Annotated in this window: 24 protein-coding genes; 17 read left to right on the top strand and 7 right to left on the bottom strand. The window is 63.3% G+C overall.

Going from position 1 to position 26140, the window contains the following annotated elements:
• Positions 1-75: 75 nt before the first annotated feature.
• The 3 genes from JYP46_RS06700 to JYP46_RS06710 all read left to right on the top strand — a co-directional run bounded on the left by JYP46_RS06700 (position 76) and on the right by JYP46_RS06710 (position 3117).
• On the top strand, positions 76-1050 hold the full coding sequence (locus JYP46_RS06700; RefSeq protein WP_113155088.1) for a Bug family tripartite tricarboxylate transporter substrate binding protein: 975 nt from the start codon (positions 76-78) through the stop codon (positions 1048-1050).
• Between the two features lie 83 nt (positions 1051-1133).
• On the top strand, positions 1134-1565 hold the full coding sequence (locus JYP46_RS06705; RefSeq protein WP_113155087.1) for a tripartite tricarboxylate transporter TctB family protein: 432 nt from the start codon (positions 1134-1136) through the stop codon (positions 1563-1565).
• Between the two features lie 16 nt (positions 1566-1581).
• Positions 1582-3117 (top strand): tripartite tricarboxylate transporter permease, encoded by a 1536-nt coding sequence (locus JYP46_RS06710; protein ID WP_206545396.1) that lies wholly within the window; start codon positions 1582-1584, stop codon positions 3115-3117.
• Positions 3118-3133: 16 nt separating this feature from the next.
• Here JYP46_RS06710 and JYP46_RS06715 read toward each other — a convergent pair whose 3' ends face one another.
• From JYP46_RS06715 to JYP46_RS06725, 3 genes are read right to left on the bottom strand one after another with little or no spacing between them, the layout of a single operon-like run.
• Complete coding sequence (locus JYP46_RS06715; protein WP_206547638.1) at positions 3134-4021, bottom strand: DMT family transporter; 888 nt, start codon at positions 4019-4021, stop codon at positions 3134-3136.
• Positions 4018-6372: a PIG-L family deacetylase gene (locus JYP46_RS06720; RefSeq protein ID WP_206547639.1), complete on the bottom strand. Its 2355-nt coding sequence runs from the start codon at positions 6370-6372 to the stop codon at positions 4018-4020. The genes JYP46_RS06715 and JYP46_RS06720 overlap by 4 nt, the downstream gene beginning before the upstream one ends.
• A gap of 20 nt (positions 6373-6392) precedes the next feature.
• Positions 6393-7592 carry an ROK family transcriptional regulator gene (locus JYP46_RS06725; RefSeq protein WP_113155083.1) on the bottom strand — a complete coding sequence of 400 codons (1200 nt, stop codon included), beginning with the start codon at positions 7590-7592 and terminating at the stop codon, positions 6393-6395.
• Positions 7593-7744: 152 nt separating this feature from the next.
• On the opposite strand from JYP46_RS06725, the gene JYP46_RS06730 reads away from it, so the two are divergent.
• The 6 genes from JYP46_RS06730 to JYP46_RS06755 all read left to right on the top strand — a co-directional run bounded on the left by JYP46_RS06730 (position 7745) and on the right by JYP46_RS06755 (position 14398).
• Entirely contained in the window at positions 7745-9004 is a 1260-nt protein-coding gene (locus tag JYP46_RS06730) for an extracellular solute-binding protein (RefSeq protein WP_206547640.1), read from the top strand.
• 160 nt (positions 9005-9164) lie between these two features.
• Entirely contained in the window at positions 9165-10058 is an 894-nt protein-coding gene (locus tag JYP46_RS06735; protein ID WP_206545400.1) for a carbohydrate ABC transporter permease, read from the top strand.
• A 79-nt stretch (positions 10059-10137) separates the two neighbouring features.
• A complete protein-coding gene (locus tag JYP46_RS06740) occupies positions 10138-10941 on the top strand; it encodes a carbohydrate ABC transporter permease (protein ID WP_371685977.1) in 804 nt (267 codons plus the stop codon).
• A 7-nt stretch (positions 10942-10948) separates the two neighbouring features.
• Positions 10949-12436: an argininosuccinate lyase gene (argH, locus tag JYP46_RS06745; protein ID WP_206547641.1), complete on the top strand. Its 1488-nt coding sequence runs from the start codon at positions 10949-10951 to the stop codon at positions 12434-12436.
• Between the two features lie 4 nt (positions 12437-12440).
• Positions 12441-13499, top strand: a complete 1059-nt coding sequence (locus JYP46_RS06750) for an ABC transporter ATP-binding protein (protein ID WP_113155079.1) — start codon at positions 12441-12443, stop codon at positions 13497-13499.
• Positions 13496-14398, top strand: a complete 903-nt coding sequence (locus JYP46_RS06755) for a carbohydrate kinase family protein (RefSeq protein ID WP_206545403.1) — start codon at positions 13496-13498, stop codon at positions 14396-14398. Before JYP46_RS06750 ends, JYP46_RS06755 begins: the two co-directional genes overlap by 4 nt.
• Positions 14399-14416: 18 nt before the next feature.
• On the opposite strand, the gene JYP46_RS06760 is transcribed toward JYP46_RS06755, so the two are convergent.
• The 3 genes from JYP46_RS06760 to doeA are packed head-to-tail and all read right to left on the bottom strand — an operon-like array spanning position 14417 to position 17480.
• Positions 14417-15109, bottom strand: coding sequence for a GntR family transcriptional regulator (locus JYP46_RS06760; RefSeq protein WP_113155077.1), 693 nt, complete (start codon positions 15107-15109; stop codon positions 14417-14419).
• Positions 15110-15128: 19 nt separating this feature from the next.
• Positions 15129-16292, bottom strand: a complete 1164-nt coding sequence (gene argE / locus JYP46_RS06765) for an acetylornithine deacetylase (RefSeq protein WP_206547642.1) — start codon at positions 16290-16292, stop codon at positions 15129-15131.
• A 3-nt stretch (positions 16293-16295) separates the two neighbouring features.
• The gene (gene doeA, locus JYP46_RS06770) at positions 16296-17480 is read right to left on the bottom strand and encodes an ectoine hydrolase DoeA (RefSeq protein WP_206547643.1); all 1185 of its coding nucleotides are present in this window, start codon (positions 17478-17480) and stop codon (positions 16296-16298) included.
• Positions 17481-17751: 271 nt separating this feature from the next.
• Here doeA and eutB point away from each other — a divergent pair, with 271 nt between their 5' ends.
• The 7 genes from eutB (at position 17752) to maiA (ending at position 24747) form a co-directional block, all read left to right on the top strand.
• A complete protein-coding gene (eutB, locus tag JYP46_RS06775) occupies positions 17752-18765 on the top strand; it encodes a hydroxyectoine utilization dehydratase EutB (RefSeq protein WP_206547644.1) in 1014 nt (337 codons plus the stop codon).
• A complete protein-coding gene (locus JYP46_RS06780) occupies positions 18755-19747 on the top strand; it encodes a cyclodeaminase (protein ID WP_206547645.1) in 993 nt (330 codons plus the stop codon). The genes eutB and JYP46_RS06780 overlap by 11 nt, the downstream gene beginning before the upstream one ends.
• Positions 19748-19749: 2 nt before the next feature.
• The gene (locus tag JYP46_RS06785; RefSeq protein ID WP_206547646.1) at positions 19750-20250 is read left to right on the top strand and encodes an Lrp/AsnC family transcriptional regulator; all 501 of its coding nucleotides are present in this window, start codon (positions 19750-19752) and stop codon (positions 20248-20250) included.
• A 127-nt stretch (positions 20251-20377) separates the two neighbouring features.
• Positions 20378-21862, top strand: coding sequence for an NAD-dependent succinate-semialdehyde dehydrogenase (locus JYP46_RS06790; protein ID WP_206547647.1), 1485 nt, complete (start codon positions 20378-20380; stop codon positions 21860-21862).
• A gap of 45 nt (positions 21863-21907) precedes the next feature.
• Positions 21908-23281, top strand: a complete 1374-nt coding sequence (locus JYP46_RS06795) for an aspartate aminotransferase family protein (protein WP_222473965.1) — start codon at positions 21908-21910, stop codon at positions 23279-23281.
• A gap of 118 nt (positions 23282-23399) precedes the next feature.
• A complete protein-coding gene (locus JYP46_RS06800; protein WP_113155070.1) occupies positions 23400-24095 on the top strand; it encodes a fumarylacetoacetate hydrolase family protein in 696 nt (231 codons plus the stop codon).
• 1 nt (position 24096) lies between these two features.
• Positions 24097-24747, top strand: coding sequence for a maleylacetoacetate isomerase (gene maiA, locus JYP46_RS06805; protein ID WP_206547649.1), 651 nt, complete (start codon positions 24097-24099; stop codon positions 24745-24747).
• Positions 24748-24765: 18 nt separating this feature from the next.
• On the opposite strand, the gene JYP46_RS06810 is transcribed toward maiA, so the two are convergent.
• Complete coding sequence (locus JYP46_RS06810; RefSeq protein ID WP_206547650.1) at positions 24766-25230, bottom strand: MaoC family dehydratase; 465 nt, start codon at positions 25228-25230, stop codon at positions 24766-24768.
• Between the two features lie 384 nt (positions 25231-25614).
• Here JYP46_RS06810 and rirA point away from each other — a divergent pair, with 384 nt between their 5' ends.
• Positions 25615-26076, top strand: a complete 462-nt coding sequence (gene rirA, locus JYP46_RS06815; protein ID WP_113155067.1) for an iron-responsive transcriptional regulator RirA — start codon at positions 25615-25617, stop codon at positions 26074-26076.
• The last annotated feature ends 64 nt before the right edge of the window (positions 26077-26140 follow it).

Here is a 26140-nt window from a genome sequence, read left to right on the forward strand (position 1 = left end):
GGACAGCGGTTAAAAAACAGGTTTGAGGAGAGTTCCGTCCACCATGTGGCGGAACTGCTTAACAGGAGGAATTCCATGAAGAAGCTGCTTGGCCTTGCGGCCGTGGTCACACTTGCGTCCAGCCTTTCGGCGTTCGCGTTCGATCCCAACAACACCGAGTGCATCGCGCCTGCAAATCCGGGCGGCGGCTGGGATTTCACCTGCCGCCAGGTTGGCAAGACGCTTCAGGACCTGAAGCTTGTTCCCGGCACCATGCAGGTCGCCAATGTCGCCGGCGGCGGCGGTGGCGTGGCCTTTGCCGAAGTCGTCGGCAAGCGGAATGACGAGAACAATCTGATTGTCGCCGCCTCCTCGGCAACCGCCACCCGTCTCGCCCAGGGCGCGTTCCCCGGCAACACGATGGATCAGGTGCGCTGGGTCGGCGCAGTCGGCGCTGATTACGGCGTGATCGCCGTCGCCAAGGATTCGCCCATCAACACGCTCCCCGAGCTGATGGACAAGATCAAGGCGGACCCGTCCTCCGTCTCCGTGGCCGGCGGCTCTGCCGTGGGCGGCTGGGATCATCTGAAGGTTCTGATCGCCGCCTCCAAGTCCGGCATCGAGGATGTCCGTCAGGTCAAATATGTCGCCTTTGACGGTGGCGGTGAAGCCGTTACCCAGCTCCTCGCCGGCTCCGTGCAGGCGTTCACGGGCGATGCCTCGGAAGCCAAGGGCTTCGTCGATTCCGGCGACATCAAGGTCATTGCCGTCATGGCGCCCGAGCGTCTTGAAGGCGATTTCTCCTCCTTCCCCACGGCCAAGGAACAGGGCATCGACGTGATCGGTGCGAACTGGCGCGGCTTCTATGCCCCCGGCAACATGTCGGACGAAGCCTATGACTACTGGGTCGATGCCGTCAGCAAGGTCTATGCCTCTGACGAGTGGAAAGAGGTCATGGCCAACAATGGTCTCGCACCGCTCGACCTGCAGGGCGCGGAATTCCAGGCCTTCGTGAAGGAATCCATCGATTCCATCACCGATCTGTCCAAACAGATCGGCATCGTGAAGTAACGCACGAGCGAACCTAATCGGGCCTGTCGGGACACCCCACAGGCCCGAATTGTATCAAGAACAATCAGGGGAACACGTCTGTCATGAGCGACCGCATCTTCGGCGTTTTCGGTTTCCTCCTCGCCGCCTTCTATCTCTGGCAGGCGACGCAGATCGAACTGAGCTTCATATCCGATCCGTTTGGCCCCAAGGCCTTTCCCTACATGATCGGCACCGTGCTCGCGATTTCCAGCGTGGTCATTATTCTCAAGCCGGACACCGAGCCGGAATGGCCAGGCTTCGCGCGGCTGTTTGAAATCGGCGTCGCCACCGCCGTGATGATCGCCTATGCGCTGTTCCTGAAGGAATATGGCTTCGTGCTCTGCACGGCCATCGCAGCGAGCTACCTTTCCTGGCGTCTGGGGTCGCACCCCGTTTCCGCCATCATCGCCGGCGTTGTGATCGCCGTCGGCATCTATGTCATTTTCCATCTCGTCCTGGGGCTGTCGCTTGCACGCGGCCCCTGGGGCTTCTGAGACGGGAGGCCCTATCATGGACACACTAGCCTCTTTGGCAGACGGCTTTGCCGTCGCACTGACTTGGCAGAACCTCATGCTGGCGCTGATCGGCTGCTTTCTCGGCACCATCATCGGCGCGCTGCCGGGGCTCGGCCCTTCAAACGGCGTTGCGATCCTCATACCGCTCGCCTTCACCCTCGGCCTGCCGGCCACACCGGCGCTCATCCTGCTGACCAGCGTCTATTATGGCGCGATGTATGGCGGCCGCATCTCATCGATCCTGCTCAACATTCCAGGCGATGAACCGGCCCTCATGACAACGCTCGACGGCCATCCCATGGCCAAGGCCGGCAAGGCTGGCGAAGCGCTCGCCATCTCCGGTCTTGCATCCTTCGTCGGCGCATTCTTCGCCACCTGGGGCCTCGTCTTCCTCGCGCCGCAGCTGGTCAAGGTCGCGCTCCTGTTCGGTCCGGCCGAGTATTTCGCGCTGTTCGTGCTCGCCTTCGCCACGCTTGGCGGCATCGCCAGCCGCAATCAGGCCAAGGCGGCGCTGGCCGCGGTTCTGGGCCTTGGCATCGCCACCATCGGCGTCGATGGCCAGACCGGCGTTCCGCGCTTTTCCTTCGGCGAAGTGCATCTTTATGACGGCATCGACTTCCTCGTCGCCATTGTCGGCCTGTTCGCGCTCTCGGAAGTGTTCATCTTCCTCGAACACCGTGCCGGCGGCGGCGCAGACGACAAGGTGGTCAAGGTGGGCCGCATCGTGCCGCCGTGGAAGATGGTGCGCGAAACCATTCCCGCCATGGGCCGTTCGACGGTCTTCGGCTTCATCGCAGGTGTTCTGCCGGGCGCCGGCGCTTCGCTCGGCTCCTTCATCTCCTACACGTTCGAGAAGCGCATCTCCGACCGCAACGGCACGTTCGGCAAGGGTGATCCGCGCGGCGTGGCAGCGCCCGAGGCCGGCAACAACTCGGCCGCCGGCGGCGCGCTGGTGCCCATGCTGGCGCTCGGCGTTCCCGGTTCCGGCACCACCGCCGTCCTGCTCGCCATGCTGCTCGCGCTCAACATCACCCCCGGCCCCCTGCTCTTCCAGCAGAACCCGGATGTGGTCTGGGGCCTGATCGCCGCGCTCTTCATCGGCAACATCATGCTTCTGGCCATGAACCTGCCGCTGGTGTCGCTGTTCGTGCGCGTGTTGCTGATCCCGACCCGCTATCTGATGCCCGCCGTGGCGATGATCTCCTTCGTCGGCATCTACGGCATTTCCGGCTCCACCTTCGACCTTCTGGTGATGATCGCCTTCGGCGTTCTGGGTTGGGTTCTGCGCAAACTCGACGTGCCGCTGGTGCCGATCATCCTCGGCGTTCTTCTGGGCGACCAGATGGAGAAGAACCTGCGCCGCGCGATGACCATTCATGACGGCGACTGGACGATGCTGTTCAACTCGTGGCTCGCCATCGGGCTCTGGTCCTTCGCCATCATCGGCTTTGTCATGCCGCTGATCGTCGGCCGCTACTTCCGGCCCAAGATCGCCGACGAGGCGATTGCCGAAGGCGCCGATCCCGATTGATCGGCGCTTACAGGCTTCAACTGCCAGAGGCGGCGTGGCTTCTCAGCCGCGCCGTCCTCAATGTGAGAAACGCAGTGGCCGAAACGATGATGGCCGCGCCGATCACCGTGTTGAGGCTGGGCACCTCACCGAAGAAGACATAGCCCACCACGCCCGACAGGATCAGGCTCGAATAGCCGAGTGGTCCGAGAAACCCCGCATCGCCAAGCCAGTGCGCCCGCAGAAAACAGAACTGCGCGGCCTGCGAGAAGATGCCGACGGCCAGCAGAAACGGCCAGTGACCGGCCGCCACGTCCTGCCAGCCCGAAATGGCCGGCCAGGCGGTGATCAGCGCCAGACCGCCCGTATAGAACAGCATCATCACCACCGGCGGCGTGCCCTTGAGCTGACGCGTGACGATGATCGCCCCCGTGCCTGCCAGAACGGCGGCCAGCGCCGCGAGCAGGGCCGGCGTCCATTCCACATTGCCGGGGCTTGCGGCGATGAACGCGCCGACGAGCCCCAGCCCCGCCGCAAGCCAGCGCGAACCGGACACCGCCTCGCGCAGGATCAGCGCGGAAAGCGCCACCAGCACGACGGGCCGCGTGAAATTCATGGTCATGTAAAGCGCCAGCGGCAGATGCGCGACGGCGTAGAAGCCGCCCGTCAGCGCCACAGCCGACAGGAACACCCGGAACAGATGCAGCGGAACGCGGTCGATCGACCACAGAACCTGCCGCTGACGCGCCAGCCACGGCAGGATCAGGCAGAACCCGACCAGTGCCCTGAGAAAAACGAGTTGCCACGGCGGATAGCCCGCGCCCAGCGCCTTGACGATGGATATGGCCCAGATGTTGAGGCCCATATCCGCCAGAAGCCAGGCCCCGGCGCGCAGATTGTCCTTTGCCGTGGCAGGCGCACTCACGGCCGCGCCAGAAGGTTCGCCATCAGGCGGAACGCGCCGGGCACCAGTTTCTCCATCTGGTGATGCAGGATCAGCGCCGCATGGGTGTGCCGCCCCTTGCCGATCCGCGCCGAGAGAAGCGCGCCCTGATGCACATCCTCTTCCGGGTCGGCCATGGACAGAAGCGGTTCATAGGCCTCGTCCCAGCTCTTGGCGAAATAGAGCCCGCGCTCCTTGTGCCAGTCCTTCCAGTCCTCATCCGTGATGCGGTTCGGCGTGTTGAGCAGCGGATGTCCGGGCGCGAGATGGGTCACCTCGGCATTCTCATCCGTCACCCGCCAGCGCAGCGACGGTTTGCCGATCTCCAGCCGGCGCGGCGGCACCGTCTCCGGATCCCACGCATCCCACGGGCGGTGATAGAGCGTGACCAGATTGCCGCCATCCTCGACCCAGGCTTTCACCGCGGGCATCGCTTCTTTAAGCGCCGGACGGGCGCGCATGGCGAAAATGCCCACCACCAGCGTGTCGATGTCCTTCAGCCCCTCAGCCGTCAGCGCCTCATCACTCATGTCGGTGACATCGAGGCCGAGCGCGCGCAGCCACAGTCCGACGCGGTCATTGCCGCCGCCCACATAGCCGACACGCACATCCGGCAGCGCCACGTCGAGCACCCGCACGGAGAGCTTGGCCGGAAAGGCGCGCGCCCGCGCGCCGATATGCGGATAATCGAACCGGTGAACCGTTTCGGCCGTCTGACCGTCAATCTCCAGCGGCAGCTCATAAAGCCCCGGCGCGATGGCCTCAGGCGCTGTAACCCGCAAGCCGCCCGTCACCGACGATGCAGTCCAGCCGTCCGGCAGTTCCAGCGCGGTTTCCGCCTGTGCCGGATGGAGTTCCGAAACACGCAGATCGATCGTGCGCGCGCTGGCTGCAACATTGATCAGCGCCCGGTCAGGCGCAAGCGTGGCCGAGCGCGCGGGCAGAACCACCGGCGCGCGCTCGAGCGGCAGGAGCGTTTCCGCCGAAACCCCGTCAATGGTCACGCCCACACGCACCGCAGGCAGGCGCGCCCTGCCCGGCAGATAATGCGCGGGATAGCAGTCGGTGGGTTGCGCATCCTCCGGCACATGGACGAGGCCATCGGCAGCGCGCCAGCCCTCCGGCACGACGGGCGTCACTTCCGCCACGGGTCCGGCGCTCTCGATGGTCAGCGCCACGCTCTCGCCAGGGCGCAGAATGTCGCGCTCAAGTGCAGCGCGCACCTGCACCCCGCTTGCGATCCGCATCACGTGCGAAAGCTGAACTTCCTTGGCGGCAAGGCGGTGCTGCACCTCGTCATGGGCGTGCGCCGGGCAGGCATCGCGCGCCTCGCGAACGGCCCTGAGTGCCGAGGCTGCCTTTCGCGCCACGCTCTCCCTGTTCGGGAAAGCGGCAATGGCCGCCATGCAGGCCTCATGCGCAGTTACAAGTTGCGCGGCGATTTCCGGCGCACCGGCAAACGCCGCCAGATCGATCAGCGTGACCGGCAGGCCGTCCGTCACGCTGTCATCCGGGCCGGAAACCTCCGAGCGCACCAGATGGAGCGGCCAGTCGTTCGGCGCGCCATGCGCGACCCAGCGGCCCATGCCCTGCGTGCGATGGAACACGCGTGACTGCTCGCCGATCTGCGCCCAGCTCCAGCCCGTCACCGGGTCTTCGCCGCCGCCTTTCACCGTCAGCGTGGCGCTCGGTGGCGGCAGATCGTCATCATAGGCGTCGCCCGCACCGGACCATGCCGGCAGATAGAGCTTCTTCACCTGCCATACCGGCAGATCCACATCGGGAAACGCCGGATCAGCCGCCGCTTCCATCACCGCATGCGCCAGTTCCGTCATCGCCCGGTGATGGCCGTGCTGGCCCGGAATGTCGAGGAAAGTCGGACAGATGATGTCCGGGCGTTCGGTGCGTATGATCTCGACGAAACGCTTCAGCGTGCGTTCACGTCCCCATTTGCCCAGCGTTTCCTTGCCGCTCTTGGAGAAACCGAAATCGAAGACGGCGTCGTCCGGCGTTTCGGAAAGCCAGTAGAGATTGAGGTTCAGCACATCGGCGGCGCGCTCCATCTCGGCAGTGCGCACCACACCCAGATCATGCGTGACTTCCGAGCCGATGGCGTTCTGCCCGCCCTCGCCGCGATTGGCGCAGGCGAATGACAGCGCCACGCCGTCCCGCAGCCCGAGTGCTGCCAGCATCTCGGATGTCTCGTCATCGGGGTGCGCACCCGTGTTCATGAAGGAGACGCAGGATTTCAGCGGCGCCAGCGCGCGCCACAGCTGGACGATACGCGGGTTGCGCATCTGCGCGTCAATACGCTCCTGATCGGACAAGGGCATTCCAAACCTCCCGGAAATTATCAAGTCTTCGCGGCAATGCGCGGGGTAATGGTGTCGTGGATGACGAGGGCTGCCCCGCCAAGGGCGGCGGTCAGGCGGCCGCATGCGCCGCGCTGCACGCGCGGAGAAACGCGCCCCTCACGGGCCGCAACCGAGCCGCCGGGCAGATGCAGCGCGCCGATCAGGTGATCGAGCACTTCGTCGGGCATCGCCCCGCCGAGAATGACGGTTTCCGGATCGAACAGGTTCTCGATCATGCCGATGGCCTGCGAGAGCGGGCCGGCCGCCTCGCCGATCCACTCCATCAGATGCGGATTGCCTGCTTCATAAAGCTTCTCGATGTCGGTCGCGCTGTCGATCTCGACGCCGGCACAGGCCAGTTTGGAGCGCACGGAAATGCGGCTCGCATAGGTTTCCAGACAGCCCTTGTTGCCGCAGGCGCACTGGCGTCCACCCGGCGTCACGATCACATGACCGATCTCGCCCGCATTGCCGAATGCGCCGCGCTGCACCTCGCCATCATTGACGACGCCAAGGCCGAGACCCGCGCCGAAATAGATGAAGCAGAAAGTCCTGAGCCCCGATGCAACGCCGCGCACGCGCTCGGCAACGGCTGCGGCGGTGGCGTCGTTCTCGACCACGACCGCCATGTCGAGCGCATCCTCAAACAGCGCGACGGGGTCCGTCTCCTCCCAGCCATGCAGGGCCGTCTGGCCAGCGCCGGAAATGCCGACCTTTCCGAACGGCCCCGGCATGACGACGCCAGCGCCCAGAATGTCCTGCTTTTCCGCATTCCGGCCATGGAGCGCCACCGTCCTGATGCGCCGGGCCACATCTGCAACCGTCTTGGGATCGTTCTTTGGCAGGGCTTCGCGCGTCGTGAAAAGCGTCTCGCCGGCAAGGTTCACCAGCGCGCCGAACATGGCATCCGGCCGCACCTCGATGCCGAGCGCCGCCGCGCCATCACCGTTCAGCCGGTATTGGAGGACCGGAAGCCCCCGGCCCGCCGACTGGCGACCGGCCTCGACGATGAAACCGTCCTCCTCCAGCTCCGCGATGATGTTGCTCACCGCCTGCGTGGAAAGTCCCGAAATGCGCGCGATCTCGGCGCGCCCGATGGGCTGGCGCTCACGCACATGCCCAAGCACCACCTGTCGATTGTGCAGACGGGTGCGTTCAGCGTTCGATCCGACGATGCGGCGTGGGTGGACAATCTTCATACAGGCTTATTAATTCAACTTACTTGAACATTCAACTTGATTGAGTTAATCGTTAACGAATGAGCCGGCTGTCATTACCGGATGGCCGATCTGAGGGTGAATGCCGAAACCAGCCGGAAAGAGGCGGCTGGCGGTCAAAGGGAGCGAGTAAAATGAAATTGCACAGGTTACGGACTTACATCCTGGGTGCTGCGACGGCAGCGCTTACGGCTGCGGCCACCAGCGCTTCGGCTGTCGAGATCGAATACTGGCAGTACTTCTTCGACGCCCGCGTCAAGGCGATGGACCAGCTGATCGAGAATTTCGAGGCGGCCAATCCCGACATCACCGTCAAGATGACGCATTTCCCCTATGACAGCTATCGCACCAAGGTTGCCGCCGCCATTCCGGCCGGCCAGGGTCCGGACGTCGTGCAGCTGTTCTATGGCTGGCTGAACGACTATGTCGAGGCAGAGCTGATCCAGCCGCTGCCGGCCGACACCTTCCCGCCGGAGAAGATCGAGGAAGAGTTCTTCCCCATGGTCAAGGCGATGCGGATGGGCGACAGCTACTGGGCGCTGCCCACGGCCGTGCGTTCGCTGGCGCTTTTCTACAATGAGCGCATGTTCGATGAGGCCGGTATCGAGAACCCGCCCACCAATCTCGACGAGTTCGTCGAGGCGGCAAAGAAGCTGACCAAGAAGGACGGTGCCGGAAACCTTACCGCCGTCGGCATCACCACCGGCATGACCGCGCAGGACCATCACTGGATCCGTGAAGTGCTCATCCGCCAGTTCGGCGGCGAGCCCTATCTCGATGATTACAAGAAGGTGAACTACGAAAACGAAGCCGGTCTCAAGGCTTTCGGCTTCTACAACGACCTGCAGGCCAAACACGGCGTCACCAAGGCCGCGTTCATGGACGAGCCGCAGGCAGCCTTCAAGGCGGGCCGCGCCGGCATGCACATCGACGGTTCCTTCCGCATCGGCGCGCTGGAAAACGTGCGCGGCCTCAAATGGGGCGTGGCGGAGCTGCCGGCCGGTCCTGACGGCACCAAGTCGAACTATTCCTCCTACTGGGTGAACGCCATCACCTCCAAGGCGGAAGGCGAGAAGTTCGATGCGGCGGTCAAGTTCATGGAATACCTCACCTCCGACGAAGCCATGCAGATTTGGCTTGAGACCGTTGGCGAGCTTCCGGCCAAACCGTCTGCCGCAATGACCGACGAGAATGTCAACCACCCCGTCTACGGCCCCTTCATCAAGGGTCTCGAATACGCAAAGACCACGGTCTTCGCCAATGAGAGCGCCCAGCGCCAGACGATGGTGGACATGATGCAGCGCATCGAGCTGCAGGGTCAGGCGCTTGAAGAGAGCGTCTCCCAGGCCGCCGGGGAAGAGCAGAAAATCCTCGACGAGTATTACAACAAATAAGGCCTGTCGGGCGTCCGGACCATGTTCGGACGCCCTTGCAGCGTTTTCTGCCACCGGGTGAACACATCCGGCTTCGCATCGACGCATCGACAGACAGACAGGGTGGTTTCGCGGGCTTCGGCACGGGCGAAGACACTCTGGCGCCGACCGGGACGGGGCCATGCGCTTTTACAAAAACCTATCCATACCGCAGAAGCAGATCGTCTGGGCCTGGGCTTTCCTCGCCCTCCCCGTTCTCTTCTACGTCGTCATCCGTTTCTATCCGACGGCCAACGCCTTCGTTCTTTCCTTTCAGGAATGGAACCTGCTTGGCGACCGCAAATTCGTCGGACTGGAAAACTACGCAAAGCTGTTCAGCGATCCGGTCTTCTGGAAAGTGTTCAAGAACACCTTCATGTATCTGATCCTCGGCACGCCGATCAGCCTCGTCCTGTCTTTCATCATCGCCTATCACCTCGACAAGGTGCGGTTCATGCACGGCACGATCCGTGCACTGTACTTCCTGCCCTTCATGACGAGCGCGGTGGCGATGGCCTGGGTCTGGCGCTGGTTCTACCAGCCGGTTCCCATCGGCGTGTTCAACAATTTCCTGGCCAGCCTAGGCTTTGCGCAGATCGAATTCCTGAGTTCCACCACCAACGCCCTGCCTTCGGTGCTCGCACCGGCCGTGTGGGCTGGGCTGGGCTTTCAGGTCATCATCTTCATGGCCGGCCTGCGCGCCATTCCGCAGAGCTATTACGAGGCAGCCCGCATCGATGGCGTCTCCACCTGGACGGTGCTGACGGAAATCACCATTCCGCTCCTGAAGCCCACCATCGTGTTCCTGGTCGTCTTCTCCTCGATCGGCTTCCTGCGGATCTTCGATCAGGTGTTCAACATGACCACCAACAATCCGGGCGGTCCGCTGAACTCCACCAAACCGCTGGTGCTCCTGATCTATGACACCGCTTTCAACGGCTTCAACATGGGCTACGCAGCCGCGCAGACCGTTGTTCTCTTCACCATTCTGCTGGTCGTCAGCCTGATCCAGCTTCGTCTCCTGAAGGATAGCTGACATGGCCAGTCAGGACATTGCAGTCAAAGCGTCCACGGACGCGCTCTTCTCCGGCTCCTCGCGCAATTCACGGCGCAATATGGGCCAGTTCATCCGCTGGGTGCTCTTGTTCGGCGGCGGCATCCTCATGGTCATGCCGATCGTGTTCATGATCTCGACCTCGCTGAAATTTCCCTTCGAGGTCTACAATCTGAACCTGATCCCCGAAGAGCCGACAATCGAGAACTACACCTATGTTCTCGAAGACGGACGCTTCTACGGCTGGTTCATCAACTCGCTGGTCATTGCCATCCTCACCACCGTGTCGGCCGTCTTCTTCGACGCGCTGGTTGGCTACGCGCTCTGCAAGTTCAAGTTCCCCGGCCGCTATCTCGTCTTCATCGCCATCCTGTCGACGCTGATGATCCCGACCGAGATGCTGGTCATCCCGTGGTATCTCATGAGCAAGAGTTTTGGCTGGCTCGACACCTATTGGGGCATCATGTTCCCGGGCGTCATGACCGCCTTCGGCACCTTCCTCATGAAGCAGTTCTTCGAGACCGTTCCCGACGATTTCCTGGAGGCTGCGCGCATCGACGGGCTGAACGAATTCCAGATCTGGTGGCAGGTGGCCATGCCACTCGTGCGCCCCGCCCTTGCCGCCCTTGCGATCTTCGTCTTCCTCGGCAACTGGACCGCCTTCATCTGGCCGCTGATCGTCACCAACTCTGCCGAGATGTACACGCTGCCGGTCGGTCTCTCGAGCTTCGGCGACGAGGTGGACGTGGCCTGGGAACTGATCATGACGGGCGCCGCCATCTCCACGCTGCCGACGCTGGTCGTCTTCCTGATCTTCCAGCGCTTCATCATCCGTGGCGTCGTCATGGCCGGCCTCAAGGGATAAGTGAACGATGAGTCTCAACGAGAAATTTCCCCATCCCGTCTACAAGGACACGGTGCTTGCGCCGCTCTTTGAAGGCGTGAAGGCCAATTATGTGGGTGCGTTCCGCGCCATCAACCGGGCGCATCTGGTGATGCTCACCGAAACGGGCATCCTGACGCGTGAGGACGCCGCCCGCATCGCCGGCGCGCTCATCGACATCGACGAGACTGTCGATGTCGACGCCCTCACCTATACCGGCGAGGTGGAAGACTATTTCTTCCTCGTCGAGGCCGAGCTGAAGAAGCGGCTTGGACCGGATCTCGCCGGCATGCTGCACACGGCCCGCTCGCGCAACGACATGGACCATACGGTCTTCAAACTCACATTGAAGGCCCATGCCGACACGCTGATCGAAAAGGCGCAGGCCCTTGCCTCCGCCCTGATCGCCAAGGCTGAAGCCGAGCGCGACACGCTGATCGTTGCCTACACGCACGGCCAGCCGGCACAGCCCTCGACCTTCGGCCACTATCTGTCGGCTGCCGTCGAAGTGCTTCTTCGCGACATCGAGCGCCTTCAGGCCGCGCGCGCCAATATCGACCATTGCCCGATGGGCGCAGCCGCAATCACCACCAGCGGCTTCCCCATCGACCGCGCCCGCATGGCCGATCTGCTGGGCTTCTCCGAGCCGCTGCGCAATTCCTATGGCTGCATCGCCTCGGTCGACTATGTCACCGGCCTCTACAGCGCGATGAAGCTGACCTTCCTGCATCTTGGCCGCCTGATCCAGGACATGCAGTTCTGGTCGGCCTTCGAGGTGGGACAGCTCCATGTGCCCGGCAGCCTCGTGCAGATCTCCTCGATCATGCCGCAGAAGCGCAATCCGGTGCCCATCGAGCACCTGCGCCACCTCGCTTCCATGACCTGTGGTCGGGCCGATGCGGTCGTCAACACGATGCACAACACGCCGTTCACCGACATGAATGACAGTGAGGGCGAGGTTCAGGTGGCCGGCTATGCGGCTTTCCAGAGCGGCGCGCGCGTGCTCGACCTTCTGGCAGCCCTGATCAGCGCCGTTTCCATCGATGGCGAGCGCGTGGCCAGAAACATCGACGCCGCCTGCATCACCGTGACGGAACTGGCCGATACGCTGGTGCGCCGCGAGAACCTGTCCTTCCGGCAGGCGCATGAGATCGCAGCCGCCACGGCCCGCGCCGTCATTGCCGCCGGCAAGCCGCTCGCCGAAGGGTTCGAGGCGTTCTCCGAAGCCTTTACGGGCCTGACCGGCCGCGACAGCACGCTCGACCGCGCAGCCTATGGCGAAGCCGTCAGCGCGCGTCATTTCGTGACGGTGCGCGAACGTTTCGGCGGTCCCGCGCCCAAAGCCATGAACGAGGCGCTTGAAACCTACCGCGCCACGCTTGCCAGCCTTTCAGAACAACAGGCCGCGGCCCTTGCCCGCGCTGCCAATGCCGGGGCCGCGCTCGACGCCGCCTTTGGCGCACTCTTGCAGGAGTAGACCCTTGGCCACACTCAACCTTCGCAAACTCGTCAAAACCTATGGCAAGGTCGAGGTGCTGCACGGCATCGACCTTGATGTGGCGGATGGCGAATTCGTCGTCTTCGTCGGCCCTTCGGGTTGCGGCAAGTCCACCACGCTGCGCATGATCGCCGGCCTCGAAGAGGTTACCGGCGGCGAGATCCACATTGGCGACCGCCTGGTCAACAATCTGGAGCCCAAGGACCGCGACATCGCGATGGTGTTCCAGAACTACGCCATCTATCCGCACATGTCCGTGCGCAAGAACATCGGTTTCGGCCTGCGCACCTCCAAACTCTCGAAAGAGGACAAGGACAGGCGCATTGACGAGGTTGCCGCCATTCTCGGCATGACCGACCTTCTCGAGCGCCGTCCCAACCAGCTTTCCGGCGGTCAGCGGCAGCGCGTCGCCATTGGCCGCGCCATGGTGCGCGACCCTGCCGTCTTCCTGTTCGACGAGCCGCTCTCCAACCTCGATGCGCAATTGCGCACGCAGATGCGACTTGAGATCAAGAAGCTGCATCAACGCGTTGGAAACACGATCATTTTCGTGACCCACGATCAGGTTGAAGCCATGACCATGGCTGACCGTATCGTCATCATGAAGGACGGCTATATCCAGCAGGTCGGCACGCCGCTGGAGGTCTACCACAAGCCCGCAAACACCTTTGTCGCCCAGTTCATCGGCGCGCCCTCCATGAACATGCTGCCGGGCACCTGGAACGGCAATGGCGTGAAGCTCGGCGACGGTCTCGGCATCGAACTGCCCCACCGCAAGGCCACCGAAGGCGCTGACGTGGTGGTCGGCGTGCGTCCGGACGATCTGGTCGTGACCGGCGACAAGGGCCTCTTCTCCGGCAAGGTCAACATCGTCGAGCCGCTTGGCGCGGACACGCTGGTCTATGTCGGCGTGAATGGCTACGAAGTGATCGCCAAGGCGTCCGGCCGTGAGCCGCCGAAGCCCGGCGAGACGGTCAATCTGACGGCAAGCGCCGGCGAGATGCATCTCTTCGACGCGAAATCCGGGGAGGCCCTGCCGTGACGCGAGCCAAACGCTCGGGCCGCGTTTTGAGTGTGGGCCGACTTTACTGCGACCTTATCTTCACCGAACTGCCGAAGATGCCGACACTCGGCGAAGAGGTGTTCGCCGGCGGCCTGTCGATCAAGCCCGGTGGCGGCGCGTTCATCACCGCAGCCTATGTGGCCGCTCTCGGCCGCCCGGTTTCGCTCGCCTCGGCGCTTCCATCCGGCCCCTTTGCCAGCGCCCTGATGGCCGACCTTGAGGCAAGCGGCGTCGACCTTTCGGCATCGGAGGAAACCCCGGCCAATCTCGATCCGCAGATCACGGTGGCCATGGCGTCGGGCCTGGAACGCGCCTTCCTGACGCGCCGCGCCGGCCCCGCCGTACCCGGGGCTTTCGATGCGGCAGTTGCAAGCGGCGCGTTTGCGCATCTCCACATCGGCGAGCTTGCCACGCTGGTCGAAGCGCCCGACCTCATCGAGAAGGCGCGTTCGGCGGGCCTGTCCATTTCGCTGGACTGCTCCTGGGACGATGCGGTGCTCGCGCGCGACGATCTGGCCGGGCTGATTTCCGCCGTGGACATCTTCCTTCCCAACGAAACGGAGGCAGAGCGGCTTGGCATTCTGAAGGCGGCAACCCCGCCCGCCCCGCTCACAATCGTGAAGCGTGGGCCGGACGGCTCCATCGCGATCACGGCGGAGGAAACCGTTTCAGCACCGACAAAGCCCGTGGATGTCATCGATTCCACCGGTGCGGGCGACGCATTCAATGCCGGCTTCATCGACGCCTGGCTTTCGAAACTGCCGCTAAAACAGTGCCTTGAAGCGGGCAATCGATGTGGTGCTGAAGCCGTGATGCGTGTTGGCGGAGCCTCGGACCTGCCAGACCTCAGCGCCCTTGCGCAAGAGGCCGAAGCTTAAGAGAGCCACTCACTGCGCCTAAACCTCGTCGGGCAGCACATCGCCGCGCGCACGCGCCTTGAGCCTTGCATAGCTCATCGCCACATGCGCCCGGCGCACCTGCCCGACCGTTTCCAGCGCCCCGCACGAAACCGCCGTGGCGATGTCAGAGATTTCGCGCAGGAAATAGTCCGTTTCGCTGGCAAGCGCTTCTTCATGGCGCTCAAGACCGGCCACCGTCTTCAGCCAGAAGCGCGTGGTCTGGTAGTAGAGCCGTTCGGAAAACTCCCGCAGCGGCTCGTTCTCCGTGAGCGTCATCAGGAGATCCAGAAAATCCATGTTGAGCTGCGCGAAGGTGCGCTGGTCCGGCGCTTTCGCCAGCGCCTCGCAGCGCCGCCGCATGACATCGAAAGCCTCGATGGTCTCCGCGTCCGGCACGATGGGCGAAAGCCGGCCGATCAGTTCGGAAAGCTCCACGCGCAGCCGGTAGACCTGCTCGAGCGAGGCGCTGTCGATATCGGTCACCATTGTGCCAACACCGTGCACCGAGCGCACATAGCCTTCGTCTTCAAGCCGCGCCAGAACGCGCCGGATCGGCGTGCGGCTGGTTTCGAATTCCTCCGCGAGGTCTTCTTCACGCAGCCGCATGCCCGGCGGGTAATCCAGAAGACAGATCCGGGAGCGCAGCAGCGCATAGATCCGCTCGAACCGCGCCCGTCCCTCGCCTGTCATCGTTTTTGCTCCATCGTCCTCAGCTCATCCTTTTTCCCAGCCGCTCGAGCATCCCAAGACACTGGTCGAGTTGTTCGATGGAAACGAACTCGTCCGCCTTGTGGGCCTGCTCGATGGAACCCGGCCCGCAGATGACGGACGAGATGCCCGCCTTCTGGAAGAGCCCGGCCTCTGTGCCGAACGCCACCACTTCCGCTTCGGTAAGACCGGTCAGCTCCGAAACGATCTGCCGCGCTTCGGATTCGGTCACCGGCTCCAGCCCGTCCACTTCGCCGATCACGTGGGTCACGATGTCGGCGTCCTCAAACACGGCGCGCATCGCCGGTTTCAGTTCCAGCTCTGCATAGGCGCGAATGCGGTCTTTTACAAAGTCCGCATCCTCGTTGCGCACCGGCCGCATCTCCCATTCCACAGAACAGTGATCGGCAATCACGTTGCGCGCAGCACCGCCCGAGATCGTCCCCACCTGAAGCGTCGTCCAGGGCGGGTCAAACCGGTTGCCGAGCGGCGCCCGCGTCTTGAGTTCCTCGGCAATCGCCATCAGGCGCGTGATATAGCGCACCGCATATTCGACCGCATTGACCCCGCGCTCCGGCCCGGAGGCATGGCCCGCAAGGCCACGGAACTCGGTCGTGTATTCAAAACAGCCCTTGTGCCCCTCAATGATGCGCATCATGGTCGGCTCGCCGATAATGGCGACGGACGGGCGGATTTCGGCCCGTTCCAGTTCCTCCACCAGCGCCCGCGCACCGAAGCACCCCACCTCCTCGTCATAGGTGAAGGCGAAATGCAGCGGCCGTTTCAGGTCGAGCCCGGCGTAGTGCGGGGCCATGGCGAGACAGCAGGCGATAAACCCCTTCATGTCGCATGTGCCGCGCCCATAGAGATTGCCGTCGCCCATGCGCAGCGCAAACGGATCGCCGGTCCAGTCCTGTCCGTCCACCGGCACGACATCGGAATGGCCGGAGAGGACGATGCCACCATCGCCCTCCGGCCCGAGCGTGGCGAACAGGTTCGCCTTGTGCCCGCTTTCATCCAGCGTCACCGAAAGCCGCGCGCCCAATGCGCTCAGCATTTCGCTGGCATAGGCGATCAGTTCCAGATTGCTCTCTGCCGAAATGGTGGGAAACCCCACCAGATCGGCCAGAATGCGGGTCGTGTTATCAAGCCTTTCAGTGCGCATGGATCACGACTTCACGATCAGTTCGCGCGGGCGGCGGCACAGCGCCTCGGCCGGACCGTCTTCCGTGATCAGGATGCTCTCGGTGATTTCGAGCCCCCAGTCGGCCATCCACAGGCCCGGCATGAAATGGAAGGTCATGCCCGCTTCCAGCACCGTCTCGTCCTCGCGGCGCAGCGAAATTGTGCGCTCGCCCCAGTCCGGCGGATAAGAAATGCCGATCGGATAACCGCAGCGCCCGTCACGCGTTATGCCGGCCCGCTCCAGCGCGCCATAGAGCGCATCGGCGATCTGGCCTGCGCGGTTGCCCGGTCGTGCGATCTCAAGCCCGGCCTCGATGCCTTCCACCAGCGCCTTTTCCGCATCCAGCATGTGCTGCGGCGGCGTCCCGAGAAACACGGTGCGGCAGAGCGGCGCGTGGTAGCGGCGATAGCAGCCGGCGATCTCGAAGAAGGTCGCATGCCCCTGTTCGAACCGCCGCCCGTCCCAGGTCAGGTGTGGTGCGGCCGCATCGGAGCCCGTCGGCAGCAGCGGCACGATGGCCGGATATTCGCCCCAGTCGTCATCCACGCCGCGAATGGCGTCCGCATAGATCTCGGCCACCAGGTCGTTCTTCTTGAGACCCGGCTCGATGCGTTCGACAATGCCGTCGATCATCTTTTCCGAAATCCGCGCCGCCCGGCGCATGAAGACGATTTCCTCTTCGGATTTCACCGCGCGCTGCCAGTTCACCAGCGCCGTCGCGTCGACGAAGGTGGCGTTCGGCAGTTCTTCCTTCAAAACCAGATAGGCCTTGGCGGAGAAGTAATAATTCTCCAGCTCCACGCCGATGCGCTGACTGCCATAGCCGTGAATGCGCAGGATTTCCGCCAGATGCTGCATGGGATGCAACGTGTTGGCCTGCACATAGTGATCCGGATAGCGCAGCACCCTCTCATCATCCATGTAGACGGTGCGCACCGCGCCGTTTCCGTCCATGGCGCGGCCCCACCAGATCGGATCGGCATCCTTGAAGACGATCACGCCCTGATGGACGTAGAACGACCAGCCATCATAGCCTGTGAGCCAGGCCATGTTGGACGGATCTTCCACGAAGAGAACGTCGATACCCTTCGCCTCCATGGCGTTGCGGGTCTTTTCCAGACGCGCGGCATATTCCTGCGCGCTGAAGGGCATTTCGGCTGCTGGCATGGTTCCTCCACCTGAGAAAAGCCGGACGCTGACGCACCCGGACAAACCGTACACCGATCAGGCTCTCCCACCTTGTGTACAACTAATCCATCATCACATTTTTGAACGCCTGAATCGCACAGAAACGACATCAAATGTCGTTGTTCTATTCTCCACCCGGATGATGATGTGTACAAATCCTCTGATCATCAAGTATTCGCGCATCACGGGGCGCGCATTACGGGGGCCTTTTCATGTGTCACACGACCTCACGCATTCCGGTCGCGCCCAAATGACGTCGCTCACCCTTGCAGACATTCTGGCCGCCCGTAAACGCATTGCCGGCATCGCCACGCTCGACACGCCTTTGCCGCCCTCGCCCTATCTCAGCGCCATCGCCGGTGACGATGTTCTCCTGAAGCTCGAAATCGGTCAGGCGACCGGCGCCTTCAAACTGCGCGGCGCGGCGAACGCCGTCCTGAGCCTGCCGGAGAGCACGAAAGGCGTCACCTGCTGCTCGACCGGCAATCACGGCCGGGCCGTCGCCTATGCCGCCCGTGCGCGCGGCTTCCGGGCTGTTATCTGCATGTCGAGCCTCGTCCCCGAGGCCAAGCTTGCCGGCATCCGCGCTCTGGGCGCGGAAGCGCGGATCATCGGCAAGAGCCAGGACGAGGCGCAGGTGGAAAGCCGCCGCCTCGCCGAGGAAGAGGGTTTCCACGAGATATCGCCCTTTGACGATCTTCATGTGATCGCCGGCCAGGGCACGATCGGGCCTGAGCTTCTGGAACAGCGCCCGGACCTTGAGACCGTGCTGATCCCGCTGTCGGGCGGCGGTCTTGCCGGCGGCATCGCCTTTGCGCTCAAGACGATCAAACCATCGATCCGGGTCGTCGGCATCACCATGGAGCACGGCGCGGCCATGCACGCCTCGCTTGCGGCCGGAAAACCGGTGGCAGTCACCGAAATGGCGAGCCTTGCCGATTCGCTCGGCGGCGGCATCGGGCTCGAAAACCGCCATTCCTTCGCACTCTGCCGCGATTTCCTCGATGAGGTGATCCTCGTCAGCGAGGAAGAAATCTACCGCGCGATGCAGGTGCACTACCATGAAGACCGGCTGGTCTGCGAAGGCGCAAGTACGGTGGGCGCGGCCGCACTGCTTTCCGGCAGGCTGGGCAGGCACCCCGGCCCCACGGCCACGCTCATAACCGGGCGCAATGTCGACATGCAGGTTTTCACCGACATCGTGTCTGGCCGGGCGGTGCAGCTCGGCGACACAACGCTCAAGGGACACATCCATGCCGCATGACATTCTCGTTCTGACCGAAGCCGATCTGCGCAAGGCCGTCCGGCTCGACCTCGAAGCGATCGACGTGGTGGAAGAAGCCTTCCGCGCGCTCGCCTCGGGCGCGGTCATCATGCCGCCCATCCTGTCCATGGACATTCCGCAGGTTCATGGCGAGGTGGATGTGAAGACCGCCTATATTCCCGGCTTCGACGGGTTCGCCATCAAGGTCAGCCCCGGTTTCTTCGACAATCCGAAAATCGGCCTGCCAAGCCTCAATGGCCTGATGATCCTGTTTTCGGCGAAAACCGGGCTGGTGGAAGCGCTTCTGCTCGACAATGGCTTTCTCACCGATGTGCGCACCGCTGCCGCCGGCGCGGTCGCCGCCCGCCATCTGGCCCCGTCGAGTGTCGAGACCGCCGGCGTCATGGGAACCGGTGTGCAGGCCCGCCTGCAAATGATCGCCGCCCATCAGGTACGCCCCTTCTCCCGTCTTCTCGTCTGGGGGCGCGATGCGGCAAAGGCAGAAGCCTGCGCAGCCGATCTGGCCAAAATCCTCGGCATCGACGTGAAAGCTGAAGCAGACCCGGCCCGTCTCGTTGCCGAAAGCCAGCTTGTCGTCACCACCACGCCCGCGCGCGACCCGGTTCTGATGGCCGACTGGCTTCATCCGGGCCTTCACGTCACGGCCATGGGGTCCGATCAGGAAGGCAAGAACGAGTTGCAGCCGGCAGCGCTTTCCCGCGCCGATCTCTATGTCGCCGACCGTGTGAGCCAGTGCGAAAAACTGGGCGAACTGGCGGCAGCGATCCGTGCCGGCGACTGGAATGGCGGCACGCCCGCAGAGCTCGGCGAGATCGTGACCGGAGCCAGATCCGGTCGCACCGGCGACGACCAGATCACCATTTGCGACCTCACCGGAACCGGCGCGCAGGACACGGCCATCGCCACCCTGGCGCGTGAACGGGCCTTGACAGCGGGAGCCGGTACGACGATCCAGAGCTGACCATGCTCAAGCTCGACGACCGCGATCTCAAAATCCTCGGTATCCTTCAAAGGGAAGGCCGCATCTCCAAGGCGGCGCTGGCCGAACGGGTGAATCTCACGCCCGCCCCCTGCTGGGAGCGGCTGAAACGCCTTGAAAAGGCGGGGATCATCACAGGTTACCGCGCCGAAGTGGCGCTGGCGAAGCTCGCCCCGCACATCGCCGTCTTCATGGCGGCGGAGCTTGCCGGCCACCGCGCCGAAGACTTCCAGCGATTCGAGCGCAGCGTTCAGGAGATCGATGAAATCACCGGTTGCTGGGCTGTCGGCGGCGGTTTCGACTACATTTTGCAGATCATCGCCCGCGATATCGACACCTATCAGCGTCTGGTCGACCGGCTTCTGGACATGAATGTCGGTCTGGCGCGCTATTTCACCTACATCGTCACCAAGCCGGTGAAGCAGCCGGGCGCGTTCCCGCTTGGCGTTCTGGTGAACACCGACGATACGACACAGAAGGAATAGTGGGCGCACGGCGCGAAGTTCAGAAGAAACGTTGGCGCGCCATGGCAAGTTCATCAGAAAATTTGGCGGCCCGAACGGCATAATTCCAGTCAATCCAAACACTGGAAATCCGCTTGGGAGTGAGCCGATGTCCGCTATTGCAGCCCTTCAGAAAACCGCCCTTTCCGATCTCGCCGATCCGCGCCTTTTCCGCGAATACGCCTATGCGAACGGTCACTGGATCGCCGCCCCCGGCGACCCGGTCGTGGATGTCTTCAACCCGGCCGATGGCGCGCGGCTCGGCTGCGTCCCGGCACTCGCCGCCGAACAGGTCGATGAAACCATTGAAGCGGCTCACGCGGCGTTTCCCGGCTGGGCGGCCCTCCTTCCGCAGGAGCGCGCGCAGATCCTGATGCGCTGGTACGATTTGATCGTCGCCGCCAAGGAGGACCTCGCTCATCTGATGGTTCTGGAGCAGGGCAAACCCCTTTCTGAAGCGCGTGGCGAGATCGATTACGCCGCCTCCTTCGTCTCCTTCTACGCCGAGGAAGCAAAGCGCGTTTCGGTCGAAAGCGTTGCCTCACACCTGCCGGGCGCCGACATGCAGGTTTCGCGCGAGCCATTGGGCGTTGCAGCCCTCGTCACGCCGTGGAACTTCCCCTCCGCCATGCTCACCCGCAAGGCGGCGGCAGCGCTTGCCGCCGGCTGCACCGTGGTCGCGCATCCCTCTTCCGAGACGCCGTTCTCCGCACTCGCCCTTGCCGAGCTGGCCGAGCGCGCTGGCGTTCCGGCAGGCGTCTTCAACGTGCTCACCGGCAAGGCCGCCGAAGTGGTCGGCGCGATGACCGCCTCAACCCGTGTGCGCGCCGTTTCCTTTACCGGCTCCACCGAGATCGGCCGCCTGCTCTACGCGCAGTCCGCGCCGACCGTGAAGCGTCTGGTCATGGAGCTTGGCGGCCATGCGCCCTTCATCGCCTTTGCCGATTGCGACCTCGATCACGCGGTCGAGAGCGCCATTTCGGCCAAGTTCGCCACCTCCGGGCAGGACTGCCTTGCCGCCAACCGCTTCTATATCGAGCGCTCCATCTATGACGCCTTCGTCGCCGCATTCGCCCGCAAGGTCGAGGAACTGACCGTCGGCAATGGCCTCAGCGATCCCGATATAGGCCCGCTCATCCATGAGCGCGCCGTCGCCAAGCAGACCGAACAGGTCGCCGATGCGCTCGCAAAAGGCGCGCGTCTGGTAACGGGCGGAAACGTGTCGCGGCACGGCCCCACCTTCTTCGAACCCACGGTTCTGGCCGATGTGCCCGAAAACGCGCTCATCTTCCGCGAGGAAACGTTTGGGCCGATTGCCGCCTTCACCCCCTTCGATGACGAAGCGGACGTGCTCAAAAAGGCGAACGACACCGAAACCGGCCTTGCCGCCTATCTGCACACGCAGGACCCGAGCCGCATCGCCCGCCTTTCGCGCGGCCTGGAATTCGGCATGGTCGCGGTCAACCGCACCAAGATCACCGGCGCGCCCATCCCCTTTGGCGGGGTCAAGCAGGCCGGCCTCGAGCGCGAGGGCTCCCGCCACGGGCTGGAAGCCTTCACCAACATCAAATACGTCTGCCGCAACATCGGTTGAGCAGCGCTGACTGACACAGTCTGAGAATAACAGGAGAGTGACATGCTGTTGAAGAACGACCAACTCGACCAGTGGGACCGCGAGGCCTTCTTCCATCCCTCGACCCATCTGGCCCAGCATGCGCGCGGCGAAAGCCCCAACCGCATCGTGACCGGCGGCAACGGCGTCTATATCGAGGACCGTGACGGCAACAGGCTGCTCGACGCCTTTGCCGGCCTCTATTGCGTCAATGTCGGCTATGGCCGCACCGAGATCGCCGACGCCATTGCCGAGCAGGCCAGGGAGCTTGCCTATTACCACGCCTATGTGGGCCACGGCACGGAAGCCTCGATCACGCTTGCCAAGATGATTGTCGACCGCGCGCCGGAGAACATGTCCAAGGTCTATTTCGGCCTCGGCGGCTCCGACGCCAACGAAACCAACGTCAAGCTGATCTGGTACTACAACAACATTCTCGGCCGCCCCGAGAAGAAGAAGATCATCTCGCGCTGGCGCGGCTATCACGGCTCCGGCCTGATGACCGGCTCGCTGACCGGCCTTGAGCTGTTCCACAAGAAGTTCGACCTGCCGCTGGCCCAGGTGGTTCACACCGAAGCGCCCTATTACTACCGCCGCCCGGACCTCGCCATGAGCGAGGAGCAGTTCACCGCCCATTGCGTGGCCGAGCTTGAAGCGCTGATCGAGCGCGAGGGCGCGGACACCATCGCCGCCTTTATCGGCGAGCCTGTGCTCGGCACGGGCGGCATTGTGCCGCCACCGGCCGGATACTGGGCCGCGATCCAGAAAGTGCTGCGCAAGCACGACATCCTGCTCGTCGCCGACGAGGTGGTGACCGGCTTTGGACGCCTCGGCTCCATGTTCGGCTCCATCCATTACGACATGGAACCCGACCTCATCACCATCGCCAAGGGCCTCACCTCGGCCTATGCGCCGCTTTCCGGCTCCATCGTCGGCAAGAAGATGTGGGAAGTGCTTGAGCGCGGCACGGACGAATACGGCCCCATCGGCCATGGCTGGACCTATTCGGCCCACCCCATCGGCGCGGCAGCCGGCATCGCCAATCTCGAACTGGTCGACAAGCTCGGCCTCGTCAAGAATGCCGGCGAGACGGGCGCTTACTTCGTCAACGCCATGCGTGACGCCATCGGCGCACACGCCCATGTCGGCGAAGTGCGCGGCGAAGGCATGCTCTGTGCAGTCGAGTTCGTGAAAGAGCGTGAGAACCGCCGGTTCTTCGACGCTTCCGAGAAGATCGGCCCGCAGATGGCCGCAGCCCTTCTCGAACAGGGCGTCATTGGCCGCGCCATGCCGCAGGGCGACATTCTGGGCTTTGCGCCCCCGCTCTGCCTGACGCGCGAAGAAGCCGACCGCATCGTCGATGCGACCGCCAAGGCCGTGAAGACCGTCTTCAAGGACTGACCCCGAACTTTCGGCGCTTCGGGTCCCTGCCCCGGAGCGCCGGTTCACGCTCTCGCCGGGCTTGCCCCGGAGCGCCAATTGAGCCATCTCTTTCTCCGCAGTCATCTGGGAGAATTTCATGGCCGATTTCGTTTTTCCGCCCGCCAGCCAGCCCTCCGTCGCCGTAGCCGGCGAAGAAGCGCGCTTTCCCGTGCGGCGCATCTTCTGCGTGGGGCGCAACTATGCCGCCCACGCCCGCGAAATGGGCCATGAGCCGGAGCGCGAGCCGCCATTCTTCTTCACCAAACCCGCTGACGCCGTGGTCGATGCCGACACGGTGATTCCCTATCCCGCACTCACGCAGGATCTGCATCACGAAATCGAGATGGTCGTCGCCATCGGCAAGGGCGGCAGCAACATCGATCCGGCCCATGCGCTCGACCATGTCTACGGCTATGCGGTGGGGCTCGACCTCACCCGCCGCGACCTGCAGGCCGAAGCCAAGAAGAAGGGCCGCCCGTGGGACTGGGCCAAGGCGTTCGACCGCTCGTCGCCCTGCGGCCCCATCGTGCCCGTTGCAAAGACCGGCCACCCGTCGCAGGGCCGTGTCTGGCTCGCCGTCAATGGCGAAATCCGCCAGGAAGGCGATCTCGACGAGCTGATCTGGCCGGTGGCCGACGTGATCGCGCTGTGCAGCCAGGCCATGGAGCTGAAGGCCGGCGATCTGATCTACACCGGAACACCTGCCGGCGTCGGCGCGCTTCAGCCGGGCGACCACGTGGAAGGCGGCGTTGACGGCGTCGGCGAGATCGCCATCACCATTGGCGAGGCCTGATATGGGCGAAGTCGTTCTGCACAACTACTTCCGCTCCTCGACCTCCTACCGGGTGCGCATCGCGCTCGCCATGAAGGGCATCGACTATCGCTACGCCGCGCATCATCTGCGCCACGGCGAACATCGCGGCGAGGCCTATCTGTCGGTCAATCCGCAGGGCCTCGTGCCCGCACTCGTGTGGAGCGACGGCACGATGATCGCGCAGTCCATGGCGATCATGGAGTTTCTGGACGAGACGGTGCCCGAGCCCCCGCTCCTGCCTGCCGATGCGCATGGGCGCGCACGGGTTCGCATGCTCTCCCAGATGGTCGCCTGCGAAATCCATCCGGTGAACAATCTGCGCATTCTGAACGCGCTCAAAGAGCGTTACGGCGCAGACGACGCAGAAATTGGCGCATGGTTCCGCCACTGGGTGAACGCCACGTTCGAACCGCTTGAAAAGATGCTCGCCGAGAGCCCGCAGACCGGCGTCTTCTGCCATGGCGACGCGCCCGGCATGGCCGATATCTGCCTCGTTGCGCAGGTGGCGAACAACAAGCGCTTCGACGTCGACATGACGCCCTATCCCGTCATCCAGCGCATCAACGAGGCCTGCATGGAACTGGAAGCGTTCCGCAAGGCCGCGCCGATGAACCAGCCCGACGCGGAATGATTCAACCGGAAGGCCGGCTCAGCCGGCCTTTTCGTCCAGAATAAGCATGATAATGGTTTCGGCCGCGAGCGCGGGCGTGTCCTCGCCCTCGATCTCCACCTCGCCGTGATGACGCACGAGAAGCCGGCCCGGAGCCTTTTCCTCGACACCTTTCAGCGTGCTGCGCAGGCGCACGCGGCTGCCAGCCTTCACCGGCGCCAGAAAGCGCAGCTTGTCGAGGCCGTAATTGATGATCGTGCCCAGATGCACCGGCCACGCGCCACAGTCATAAGACAGGCTTGATAAGAGCGACAGCGTGAGGAAACCGTGCGCCACGGGCCTGCCGAACGGGCTTTCGCGCTCCGTGCGCTCGCGATCCACATGGATCCACTGATGGTCATTGGTGCAATCGGCGAAACGGTCGATCATCGACTGGTCGACAACCACCCAATCGGAAACGGTCGTGCCGCCGCCGATCTGCGCTTCAAGAACATGTGCGTTCATGAGCTGAGCCTTCCCTGTCAAATTCTGCAGCAGCGCGGGCGCATCCGACCGGACACAAGAACGCGGCAGAGTAGTCCTTCATTCAGCGGATCGGCTCGCCGCCAGCCCGTGGGCTGCATGCGGCCGAAACGCCCCTGCGCCCGGTCACACAAAGCAGCCGGGACTGATTGCTTTCACCATTTCAGGCTGGGCACCCATTCCCCTAGCGCCTCGATATTGTGCAACGCAACATAATTCGCATAAACGCACGTTCAGCGCCCTTGCGCGGACACCCGTTCGCAAGGCACATAAAGTTGATTTGTTTTGTCAGATTTTACCAGACTCACTCTGGAATTATTCTAAACAATAAGCCATATTACGGGAACGTTATCTGAAAGGATTGTTATGCGCTTAACGCGACAAACCAACTACGCCATTCGCATCCTCATGTACTGCGCGGCCAATGAAGGTCGTCTGAGCCGCATCTCGGAGATCGCGAAGGCGTATTCGCTCTCCGACCTGTTCCTGTTCAAGATCCTTCAGCCCCTCGTGGAGAACGGTTTCGTGGAAACCGTGCGCGGCCGCAATGGCGGCGTGCGCCTTGCAAAGCCGGCAGAAGACATCACCCTGTTCGAAGTGGTGCGCGTGACCGAAGACAATTTCGCCATGGCGGAGTGCTTTGAGAACGACGATGCGGAATGCCCGCTGGTCGATAGCTGCGGCCTGAACGAGGCTCTGCGCAAGGCGCTCAATGCCTTCTTCGAGGTTCTGGGCAGCTATACGATTCGCGATCTGGCCGATTCCAAGCCCGACATGCGCTTCCGGCTTGGTCTGGACGAGTTACCCGAGCGCGCAGCGGCGCGCTAGAAAAGCGAAATTTGAGAAAAAGGACCGCCAGTTTGACGGTCCTTTTCTTTATTTTGATTCTGCT

This window comes from Nitratireductor aquimarinus, assembly GCF_017255295.1.
GTDB lineage: Bacteria > Pseudomonadota > Alphaproteobacteria > Rhizobiales > Rhizobiaceae > Nitratireductor > Nitratireductor aquimarinus.

What these genes read in the sequence shown, in the direction of transcription:
- JYP46_RS06700 (WP_113155088.1), top strand. Translation starts at nt 76, where the DNA reads ATGAAGAAGCTGCTTGGCCTTGCGGCCGTGGTCACACTTGCGTCCAGC.
- JYP46_RS06705 (WP_113155087.1), top strand. Translation starts at nt 1,134, where the DNA reads ATGAGCGACCGCATCTTCGGCGTTTTCGGTTTCCTCCTCGCCGCCTTC.
- JYP46_RS06710 (WP_206545396.1), top strand. Translation starts at nt 1,582, where the DNA reads ATGGACACACTAGCCTCTTTGGCAGACGGCTTTGCCGTCGCACTGACT.
- JYP46_RS06720 (WP_206547639.1), bottom strand. Translation starts at nt 6,372, where the DNA reads ATGCCCTTGTCCGATCAGGAGCGTATTGACGCGCAGATGCGCAACCCG.
- JYP46_RS06725 (WP_113155083.1), bottom strand. Translation starts at nt 7,592, where the DNA reads ATGAAGATTGTCCACCCACGCCGCATCGTCGGATCGAACGCTGAACGC.
- JYP46_RS06730 (WP_206547640.1), top strand. Translation starts at nt 7,745, where the DNA reads ATGAAATTGCACAGGTTACGGACTTACATCCTGGGTGCTGCGACGGCA.
- JYP46_RS06735 (WP_206545400.1), top strand. Translation starts at nt 9,165, where the DNA reads ATGCGCTTTTACAAAAACCTATCCATACCGCAGAAGCAGATCGTCTGG.
- JYP46_RS06740 (WP_371685977.1), top strand. Translation starts at nt 10,138, where the DNA reads ATGGGCCAGTTCATCCGCTGGGTGCTCTTGTTCGGCGGCGGCATCCTC.
- argH (WP_206547641.1), top strand. Translation starts at nt 10,949, where the DNA reads ATGAGTCTCAACGAGAAATTTCCCCATCCCGTCTACAAGGACACGGTG.
- JYP46_RS06760 (WP_113155077.1), bottom strand. Translation starts at nt 15,109, where the DNA reads ATGACAGGCGAGGGACGGGCGCGGTTCGAGCGGATCTATGCGCTGCTG.
- argE (WP_206547642.1), bottom strand. Translation starts at nt 16,292, where the DNA reads ATGCGCACTGAAAGGCTTGATAACACGACCCGCATTCTGGCCGATCTG.
- doeA (WP_206547643.1), bottom strand. Translation starts at nt 17,480, where the DNA reads ATGCCAGCAGCCGAAATGCCCTTCAGCGCGCAGGAATATGCCGCGCGT.
- eutB (WP_206547644.1), top strand. Translation starts at nt 17,752, where the DNA reads ATGACGTCGCTCACCCTTGCAGACATTCTGGCCGCCCGTAAACGCATT.
- JYP46_RS06780 (WP_206547645.1), top strand. Translation starts at nt 18,755, where the DNA reads ATGCCGCATGACATTCTCGTTCTGACCGAAGCCGATCTGCGCAAGGCC.
- JYP46_RS06785 (WP_206547646.1), top strand. Translation starts at nt 19,750, where the DNA reads ATGCTCAAGCTCGACGACCGCGATCTCAAAATCCTCGGTATCCTTCAA.
- JYP46_RS06790 (WP_206547647.1), top strand. Translation starts at nt 20,378, where the DNA reads ATGTCCGCTATTGCAGCCCTTCAGAAAACCGCCCTTTCCGATCTCGCC.
- JYP46_RS06800 (WP_113155070.1), top strand. Translation starts at nt 23,400, where the DNA reads ATGGCCGATTTCGTTTTTCCGCCCGCCAGCCAGCCCTCCGTCGCCGTA.
- maiA (WP_206547649.1), top strand. Translation starts at nt 24,097, where the DNA reads ATGGGCGAAGTCGTTCTGCACAACTACTTCCGCTCCTCGACCTCCTAC.
- JYP46_RS06810 (WP_206547650.1), bottom strand. Translation starts at nt 25,230, where the DNA reads ATGAACGCACATGTTCTTGAAGCGCAGATCGGCGGCGGCACGACCGTT.
- rirA (WP_113155067.1), top strand. Translation starts at nt 25,615, where the DNA reads ATGCGCTTAACGCGACAAACCAACTACGCCATTCGCATCCTCATGTAC.